Annotated in this window: 11 protein-coding genes; 8 read left to right on the plus strand and 3 right to left on the minus strand. The window is 70.8% G+C overall.

The window, feature by feature from the left end; all coding sequences use genetic code 11:
* The first annotated feature begins 127 nt into the window (after positions 1-127).
* The 8 genes from VHK87_RS17480 to VHK87_RS17515 all read left to right on the plus strand — a co-directional run bounded on the left by VHK87_RS17480 (position 128) and on the right by VHK87_RS17515 (position 5,862).
* Positions 128-337 carry a DUF3606 domain-containing protein gene (locus VHK87_RS17480; RefSeq protein WP_329636170.1) on the plus strand — a complete coding sequence of 70 codons (210 nt, stop codon included), beginning with the start codon at positions 128-130 and terminating at the stop codon, positions 335-337.
* A 181-nt stretch (positions 338-518) separates the two neighbouring features.
* Entirely contained in the window at positions 519-1,310 is a 792-nt protein-coding gene (locus VHK87_RS17485; protein ID WP_329636171.1) for a hypothetical protein, read from the plus strand.
* A 3-nt stretch (positions 1,311-1,313) separates the two neighbouring features.
* A complete protein-coding gene (locus VHK87_RS17490) occupies positions 1,314-1,709 on the plus strand; it encodes a phage holin family protein (protein WP_329636172.1) in 396 nt (131 codons plus the stop codon).
* Positions 1,706-2,740 (plus strand): DUF3618 domain-containing protein, encoded by a 1,035-nt coding sequence (locus tag VHK87_RS17495; protein WP_329636173.1) that lies wholly within the window; start codon positions 1,706-1,708, stop codon positions 2,738-2,740. Before VHK87_RS17490 ends, VHK87_RS17495 begins: the two co-directional genes overlap by 4 nt.
* 140 nt (positions 2,741-2,880) lie before the next feature.
* Positions 2,881-4,176, plus strand: coding sequence for a dicarboxylate/amino acid:cation symporter (locus VHK87_RS17500; protein ID WP_329636180.1), 1,296 nt, complete (start codon positions 2,881-2,883; stop codon positions 4,174-4,176).
* Between the two features lie 64 nt (positions 4,177-4,240).
* The gene (locus VHK87_RS17505; RefSeq protein ID WP_329636174.1) at positions 4,241-4,864 is read left to right on the plus strand and encodes a DJ-1/PfpI family protein; all 624 of its coding nucleotides are present in this window, start codon (positions 4,241-4,243) and stop codon (positions 4,862-4,864) included.
* 10 nt (positions 4,865-4,874) lie between these two features.
* The gene (locus VHK87_RS17510) at positions 4,875-5,195 is read left to right on the plus strand and encodes a DUF1244 domain-containing protein (protein ID WP_329636175.1); all 321 of its coding nucleotides are present in this window, start codon (positions 4,875-4,877) and stop codon (positions 5,193-5,195) included.
* Positions 5,196-5,199: 4 nt separating this feature from the next.
* Positions 5,200-5,862: an alpha/beta family hydrolase gene (locus VHK87_RS17515; protein WP_329636176.1), complete on the plus strand. Its 663-nt coding sequence runs from the start codon at positions 5,200-5,202 to the stop codon at positions 5,860-5,862.
* 7 nt (positions 5,863-5,869) lie between these two features.
* Here VHK87_RS17515 and VHK87_RS17520 read toward each other — a convergent pair whose 3' ends face one another.
* The 3 genes from VHK87_RS17520 to VHK87_RS17530 all read right to left on the minus strand — a co-directional run.
* Positions 5,870-7,063 carry a TIGR03862 family flavoprotein gene (locus VHK87_RS17520; protein ID WP_329636177.1) on the minus strand — a complete coding sequence of 398 codons (1,194 nt, stop codon included), beginning with the start codon at positions 7,061-7,063 and terminating at the stop codon, positions 5,870-5,872.
* 18 nt (positions 7,064-7,081) lie between these two features.
* Positions 7,082-7,396, minus strand: a complete 315-nt coding sequence (locus VHK87_RS17525) for a hypothetical protein (RefSeq protein ID WP_329636178.1) — start codon at positions 7,394-7,396, stop codon at positions 7,082-7,084.
* A partial coding sequence (locus VHK87_RS17530) for an MFS transporter (protein WP_329636179.1) occupies positions 7,384-8,189 on the minus strand: 806 nt, incomplete at its 5' end. The genes VHK87_RS17530 and VHK87_RS17525, both read right to left, overlap by 13 nt.

Below are 8,189 nucleotides of genomic sequence, written 5' to 3' on the forward strand. Positions count from 1 at the left end.
TGACCTTCGGTTTAGGAAACCGCTGCTCTATCCTGCTGAGCTACCGGGCCGTCGCGGCTCCCCGATGCCACTTATGCGGCCGCGCGACAAGGCGCGGAACCGCGGCCCGCCTCCATGGATTCTGCCCGTGAGCAGCATCGAAAGGAGCATCGTCATGTCGGACGATCCCACCAACCGCGGCGGCCAGGACAAGCAGCGGATCAGCCTCGCCCAGGACCATGAGGTCCGCTACTGGACCGAGAAGTTCGACGTCACGCCCGACCAACTTCGCGACGCCGTGGACAAGGTGGGCGACCGGGCCTCTGCGGTCGCCCAGGAGCTCGGCCGCGGGCTCTGAAAACGGCGCTACGGGACAGGCGGAACCAAAGCCCCGCCTGCCCGCTTTCGCCCCGCAAGCTGACGGTGAAACCCATGAATAGCGTCATTTATCTGATCGGACTGGTGGTCGTGGTTCTCGCGATCCTGTCGTTCGTCGGCCTCGCCTGAGCGCACCCCAGACCCCCCGCGGAGAGCAAACCATGTCGGACATCTATTCCGGCGGGACCGGAGCCGAAGGCTCGGGCCCGACCACAGGCGCCTCTCCTGGCGGCGACGCCCGGCGCCCCACCGAAGTGGCCAAGGAGCGGCTGAACCAGGCCGGTCAGGCGCTGAAGGGTGAGGCCCAGAGCTTCGCCCAGGGCGCCAAGACCCAGGCCACGGACAAGGCCGAGGCGGCCAAGACCCAGGTCGGCTCCACCATCCACACCTTCGCCGACGCGATCCGCAAGGCGGGCGACGATCTCGGCGAACACGACCAGACCTTCGCCGCGCGGCTGGTCCGCGAAGCCGCCGACGGGCTGGAAGGCTTCTCCCGCGCCCTCTCCGAGAAGCGCCCGGAAGAGATGCTCGACACGGTCCGCGACTTCGGCCGCCGCAACCCGGCCGCCTTCGTGGCGGGCTCCGTGCTGGTGGGCCTGGCCGTCGGCCGCTTCTTCCGCGCCTCGGAGCGTAACCTGGAGCCCGAGTACGGCTCGCCGCTGCAGGACTCGGAAGTCTATGAAGGCAACAGCCTGATCGCTGCGCCGGAAGCCCTCGAGCCGATGGACGTGGATCTTGGCGACGAGGAGCCCACCAGCCTCTCGGCCGCCGCTCCCGACGTCCTGGGCGACAACATCGTCGACCAGCAGACCGCCGCCGAACAAGGCGCCTCGCCTGCGGCCCTGGCTGAGGGCGGCGATCTGGACCCGGACCGCAGCAATGAGAGCATCGAAGGCACGCAAGGCTCCGGACCGGGCCGCACCGCCGGCTCCGACATCGAGCGGGGGATCTGAGCCATGCCGGATCCCTCAACCGATCCCAGATCCATACCGCAGCTGATCGGGGACCTCGCCACCGATGTCTCCAGCTTAGTGCGTAAGGAAGCCGAGCTGGTCCGCGCCGAGTTCTCGGAGAAGACCATGCAGCTGGCCAAGGCCGGCGGCGAGATGGCCGGCGGCGCCATCTGCCTGCTCGCGGCGCTGATCGTGCTGCTGCAGGCGCTGGTTCTGGCCCTGTCCAAGGTCATGGATCCGGCCTGGGCCGCGCTGCTGGTCGGCGTGGTCGTCGCCCTGGTGGGCGTCTCCCTGCTCAGACTGGGCGCCAAGACGGCGAAGCCGAGCAATCTCGCGCCGGAGCGTACGACCCGGCAAATCGAAAAAGACGCGCAGCTCGTGAAGGAGCAGGTGAGATGACGAGATCCTCCGAAGAGATCGAGCGCGAGGTCGAGGCGACCCGCGGGGAGCTGGACCGCACGGTGGAGGCGCTCAAAGACCGGATGAGCGCCGGCCAGATCATCGACGAGCTGATGGGCTCAATGAAGGGCACTGGCGCGGGCGAGATCGCGTCGAACCTCGGCCGGCAGGCCAAGGAGAACCCGCTGCCGCTGGCGCTGATCGGCGCGGGCGTGGCCTGGCTGATGTTCGGCAAGCCGCCCGCGCAGCGGGAATGGCGCGAGCGGCGCAGCTTCGTGGCCGATCCCTACACCGGCGAGATCGGTTTCGAAGGCGACGCCACGGCCTATGACGCCGACACCAGCCGCTACCACGAGGACTACGACCCGCTGACCGGCGCCGATCTCTCCTCCGAGAGCAAAGGCCCGGGCCTGAAGGAGAAGGCGGCCCAGGCCGCCGCCAAGGCCAAGGCCGCGGCCAGCAACGCCGCGCACAAGGTCACCGACGCGGCCCACACCGCGGCCTCGAAGGGGTCCAGCGCCGTGAGCGGCGCCCGCGACGGGCTGTCTTCCGCTCGCGGCAAGGCCACTCAGGGCCTGTCGTCCGCCAGGGGTCGCGCCGGTCAAGGCTACCAGAAGGCCGGGCAACGGCTGTCGTCGGCCGGTGGACAGGTGAAGGCCCAGGCCAGCCAGTACGGCCAGCGCGCCCAGCGGACCTTCCTGGAGACCATGGAGAACGAGCCGCTGATCATCGCCGCCGCCGGGGTGGCGATCGGGGCTGCGATCGGCGCCGCCCTGCCGGCCAGCCGGATCGAGAACCGCGCCGTCGGCCGCTTCCGCGACAAGGCCCTAGACCAGGGCAAGGCCATGGCCCAGCAGCGCATGGACGAGGCCAAGACCATCGCCCAGTCGGCCCTGGGCGCAGTCAAGGAAGAAGCCGACCGCCAAGGCATGCCCACCGGCGTCGAGACCCTGGCCGACAAGGTCCAGGAAGTCGCCCGCGCCGGCCTCGACACCGCCAAGCGCGAAATGGAAGAGCGCCGGGCGCACTAGCCCCGAACATCGCACGACTTCAGCCGCTCATCCCGCACGTCGGGATGAGCGGTTTTTCCTGCGCGCATGCCGTGTTACCGCAAGCCTGAGGGCCGCAGGGGCGGCGCGGGGGTTGAGGTCAGATGGGCGTCTTTCGGCCGCTGAAGATCCTGTACGTCCAGGTGCTGATCGGCATCGTCCTGGGCATCGCCGTGGGCGTGGTCTGGCCCGAGTTCGGGGTGGCGCTGAAACCGCTGGGCGACGGCTTCATCAAGCTGATCAAGATGGCCGTGGCCCCGGTGATCTTCTGCACCATCGCCGCCGGCATCGCCCACATGAGCGACATGCGGGCCTTCGGCCGGCTGGGCGTGAAGACCTTGATCTATTTCGAGGTGGTCTCCACCTTCGCCCTGGCCGTGGGACTGATCGTCGGCAACCTGGTGCGGCCGGGCGTCGGCTTCGACGTCGATCCCTCCACCCTCGATCCCTCCATCGCCGCCGGCTACGCCGAGAAGGCCCAGGAAGGGCAGGGGCTAGCCGAGCACCTGCTGGCGCTGATCCCCGACGCATTCTTCGGCGCCTTCGCCACCGGCAACCTGCTTCAGGTGCTGGTGATCGCGGTGCTCACCGGCTTCGCCTGCGCCCGGCTCGGCGAGTTCGGGGCCAAGATGGCCCATGTGCTGGACGACATCTCCAAGGTGTTCTTCTCGATCATTGCGGTGATCGTGAAGCTGGCGCCCATCGGCGCCTTCGGGGCCATGGCCTTCACGATCGGCCGCTACGGCATCGAGTCCCTGCTGCAATTGGGCGCGCTGGTGGCCACCTTCTACACGACCAGCCTGATCTTCGTGCTGGCGGTGCTGGGCGCCATCGCGGCCGCCTCCGGCTTCTCGATCTTCAAGTTCATCCGCTACATCCGGGAGGAGCTGCTGATCGTGCTCGGCACCTCCTCCTCGGAGTCGGTGCTGCCGCAGATGATGCAGAGGCTGCAGCGGCTGGGGGCGGGGCGCACCACCACGGGCCTGGTCATCCCCACCGGCTATTCCTTCAACCTCGACGGCACCAACATCTACATCACCCTGGCGGTGCTGTTCCTCGCCCAGGCCACCAACACCGATCTTAGCCTGACCCAGCAGCTGACCATCCTGGCGGTCGCCATGCTGACCTCGAAGGGGGCCAGCGGCGTCACCGGCGCGGGCTTCATCACCCTGGCCGCCACCCTGGCGGTGGTGCCCGATGTGCCGATCGTGGCGCTGGCCCTGCTGGTCGGCGTCGACCGCTTCATGAGCGAGTGCCGGGCGCTGACCAACCTCGTCGGGAACGGCGTCGCGACCCTGGTCGTCGCCCGCTGGGAAGGCGACCTCGATCGCGAGCAGATGCACCGCGAACTCGACTCCGGCCCCTCGCCGCTCGCCGAGCCCACGCCCCGGCAACTGGCTGCGGCGGAGGCGGACTAGCGGCGCGAGCTACTGCGCCGGCGGCCGGGATGGTAGAAGGCGCAGGCAGCGCCTGGAGGGCATCGTGCAGATCGCGGTTCTCACATTTGACGGCTTCAATGAGCTGGACTCGTTCGTCGCCGCCGCAATCCTCAACCGGCTGAAGGTCAAGGGTTTCGCCGCCTACATCACCTCGCCCACGCCGGAGGTAACCTCGCTCAACGGCGTGACCGTGCAGCGCCAGCGACCGCTGGAGTTCGCGTCCGACGCGGACGCCGTCCTGATCGGCAGCGGGATGCGCACCCTGGAGATCGTCGCCGATCAAGCCTTGCTGTCGGGCATCCTCCTCGATCCCGCCCGCCAGCTCGTCGGCGCCCAGTGCTCGGGCACGCTGCTGCTGGCCAAGCTCGGCCTTCTGGGCGACCTGCCGGCCTGCACAGACCTGACGACCAAGCCGTGGGTCGTGGAGGCGGGCGTCGAGGTGCTCGATCAGCCCTTTGTCGCGCACGGCAACGTGGCCACCGCGGGCGGATGCCTGGCTTCGCAGTATCTCGCCGCCTGGACGATCGCCCGCCTCGCCGGCCTGCGCGAGGCCCAGGAGGCGATCCACTATGTCGCCCCGGTGGGCGAGAAGGCCGCCTACGTCGCCCAGGCGCTGGCGGCGATCACCCCGTTCCTGCCCGACGCCGCGTCCGCGGCGGCGGCTTGAGAGGCTCTCGATGGCTGAGATCGACGACAGGTTGGCCGCGGCGGCGTTCCACCGGCTGGTCGAGCACCTGAGGATGCGGACGGACGTCCAGAACGTGGACCTGATGGGCGTCGCCGGCTTCTGCCGCAACTGCCTGGCCGACTGGCTGAGCGAGGCGTCGGAAGGCGCGCTGCCGAAGGATCAGGCGCGGGAGGCCGTCTACGGCATGCCCCAGGCCGAGTGGAAGGCGCGTCACCAGACGGAGGCCAGCCCGGAGCAGCTGGCCCGCATGGACGCCAGCGTGGCGCTGAACGAGCGGCTGAGGGCCGAGCGGGCCTCGGGCGGCGGCTGAGCCGATGACGCCCCTCTCCATCGCCGTGCCTGGGCAGGGGGAGGTCTCGGCCCTCTGGCAGGCGCCGGCGGACGCCTGGGCGGGCCTGGTGCTGGCGCACGGGGCCGGCGCGGGGATGACCCACAAGTCCATTGCGGCTATCGCCGACGGGCTTGAGGGCCTGGGCGTCGCCACCCTCCGCTATCAGTTCCTCTACATGGAGCGGGGCTCAAAGCGGGTCGACGCGCCGGCGGTGGCGCAGGCGAGCGTCCGCGCCGCCGTGGCCGCGGCGAGGGCGCAGGCGCCTGACCTGCCGCTGTTCGCCGGCGGGCGCTCGTTCGGCGGGCGCATGACCTCGCAGGCGCAGGCGGCCGCGGCGCTGGAGGGCGTGAAGGGCCTGGTCTTCTTCGCATTCCCGCTCCACCCCGCGGGCAAGCCCTCCACCGACCGAGCGGCCCACTTGGACGACGTGACGGTCCCGATGCTGTTCCTGCAGGGCGACAACGACGCCCTCGCCGACCTCGATCTCCTGCAGCCGGTGATCGAGCGCCTCGGCCCCCGCGCCCGCCTGCACCTCCTCGCCCACGCCGACCATTCCTTCCACGCGCCGGCGAAGTCCGGCCGCAAGGACCCCGAAGTGCTCGCGGAAGCGCTGGACGCCGCCACCGCCTGGATGCGCCAGGTCTGACCCCCCTTCAGAGCCGCTTCAGCACCCCCTCCGCCGCCGCCATGCCGGTCGCGAAGCAGGCTTGCAGGAGGTAGCCGCCGGTGGGGGCTTCCCAGTCGAGCATCTCGCCGGCGGCGAAGACGCCGGGAAGGGCGGTGAGCATCAGGTCCTCGTCCACCTCAGGCCAGGCGACCCCGCCGGCCGAGGAGATGGCCCGCTCCAGGCCCTGGGCTGCGGTGAGGACGATGGGCAGGTTCTTTATGGCGTGCGCCAGGTTCTCGGGCAGGGCGCCGCCGTGCGCCTCGCGGATCAGGTTTACGGCCACCGGCGGCAGGCCGGCGGCCTTGCGCAGGAAGTTGGAGAGCGACTGGCCGCCTCGCGGGCGGGCGAGCCTTGCGGCCAGCTGGTCCTCGGCGACATCGGGCCGAAGGTCGAGCGCCAGCACCGCCCGGCCATGGCGCGCGATCGACTCGCGCAGGGCGGCGGAGAGGGCGTAGATCCCGCCGCCTTCGAGGCCGTAGGCGGCGATCATCGCCTCGCCGCGGACGGTCGTCCCTTGAAAGCTCAGCGCCAGCGGCTTCAGCGGCGTGCCGGCGAACCGGCTCCGGAAGGTCGCGCTCCAATCGGCGACGAAGCCGCAGTTGGCCGGCTGGAAGGGCCGGACCTCGACGCCTTTCGCGGCCAGAACCTGCGCCCACCCGCCCGTGGAGCCGAGCTTGGGCCAGCTCGCCCCGCCCAGCGCCAGGATGGCGGCGTCCGGCCGCTCGGTGGGCAGCCCGCGGAAGGCGAGGGCGCCTGCCGCGTCCCAGCCCAGCCACTCCGCGCGCGTCTGCAGGCGGACGCCCTGCGCCTCGAGGCGGTTCAGCCACGCCCGAAGCAGCGGCGACGCCTTCAGCGCCTTGGGGAACACCCGGCCGCTGGAGCCGGTGAAGGTCGGCTGCCCCAGCCCCTCGGCCCAGGCGATCAGGGCGCCGGGTGGAAATGCGTCCAGGTAGGGGCCGAGCCGTGCGGCGGCTGCGCCGTAGCGCGCCTTGAAGTGATCAAAGGGCTCCGAGTGCGTCAGGTTCAGGCCGCCGCGCCCGGCCATCAGGAACTTGCGTCCGAAGGTCGGCATGCGTTCGTAGACCGTGACCCGGCAGCCGCGCGCGCTCAGCCGCTCGGCGGCCATCAGCCCTGCGGGGCCCCCGCCGATGACGGCGATGCTGGGGCTGTCGAGGCCCATGTCCGTCGGCTCGCCGCGCTAGTCGTCGGCGTGGCGGGGCCGCGTGGCGGCCAGGCCCGCCAGGCTCAGCACCCCGGCCGCGACGAGGTAACCGCCGGTCAGGGTGAGGCCGCCGCGGTCGGCGAGCGCCTGGGCGGCGATGGGCGTCAGGCCGCCGCCGATGATCCCGCCGATGTTGAAAGCCAGCGAGGCGCCTGAGTAGCGGACCCGCGGCGGGAACAGGCTCGGCAGGTAGGCGCCGAGCGGGCCATAGACGAAGCCCATCACCAGCAGGGCGATCGACAGCCACGCCCAGATCAACAGCAGCGAGCCCGAGCCCATCATCGCGCCCATCGCCGCGCCGACCGCCACCGTGCCGACGGGCGGGGATTGGCTTTGTCGCTCCACCACCCCGCGATCAGGATCCCCGCGGCGAGGAACAGGATGGCGCCCAGCTGGACGCCCAGGAACGCCTCGCGGCTGTAGCCGAGCTGGGTCGTGCCGTAGCCCAGCGCGAAGGCGGTCGCGAGGTAGAAGATGGCGAAGCAGGCGACCACGGCGAAGGTGCCGCCCAGCAGGGCCGCGGGGTGGCGCCTGATCACCTCGGCCATGGGCACATGGCTGGGCTCGGCCTCGGCGACGGCGCGCTGGAAGGCCGGCGTCTCGCCGATCTTCAGCCGCACCCATAGGCCCAGGCCAACCAGGACGGCGCTGGCCAGGAACGGCAACCGCCAGCCCCACTCGCGGAAATCGTCGGCCGGCAGGAAGAGTCCCAGCAGCAGGAAGAGGCCGTTGGCGGCGATGAAGCCTACCGGCGCACCGAGCTGGGGGAACATCCCGAACCTGGCCCGCCAGCCGGGCGGAGCGTTCTCCACCGCCAGCAGCGCCGCGCCGCCCCACTCGCCGCCCAGCCCGAACCCCTGCCCGAACCGCAGCAGGCAGAGCAGGAAAGGCGCGATCCAGCCGGCGACTGCGTAGGTGGGCAGGAAGGCGATCAGCAGGGTCGAGCCGCCCATCACCATCAACGAGGCGACCAGCGTCGACTTGCGCCCGATGCGGTCTCCGAAGTGGCCGAAGAAGGCGGCGCCGACCGGGCGGGCGAAGAAGGCCACCGCGAAGGTCGCATAGCTGCTCATCAGCTGGGCCG

Source organism: Phenylobacterium sp. (assembly GCF_036263695.1).
Taxonomy (GTDB): domain Bacteria; phylum Pseudomonadota; class Alphaproteobacteria; order Caulobacterales; family Caulobacteraceae; genus Phenylobacterium.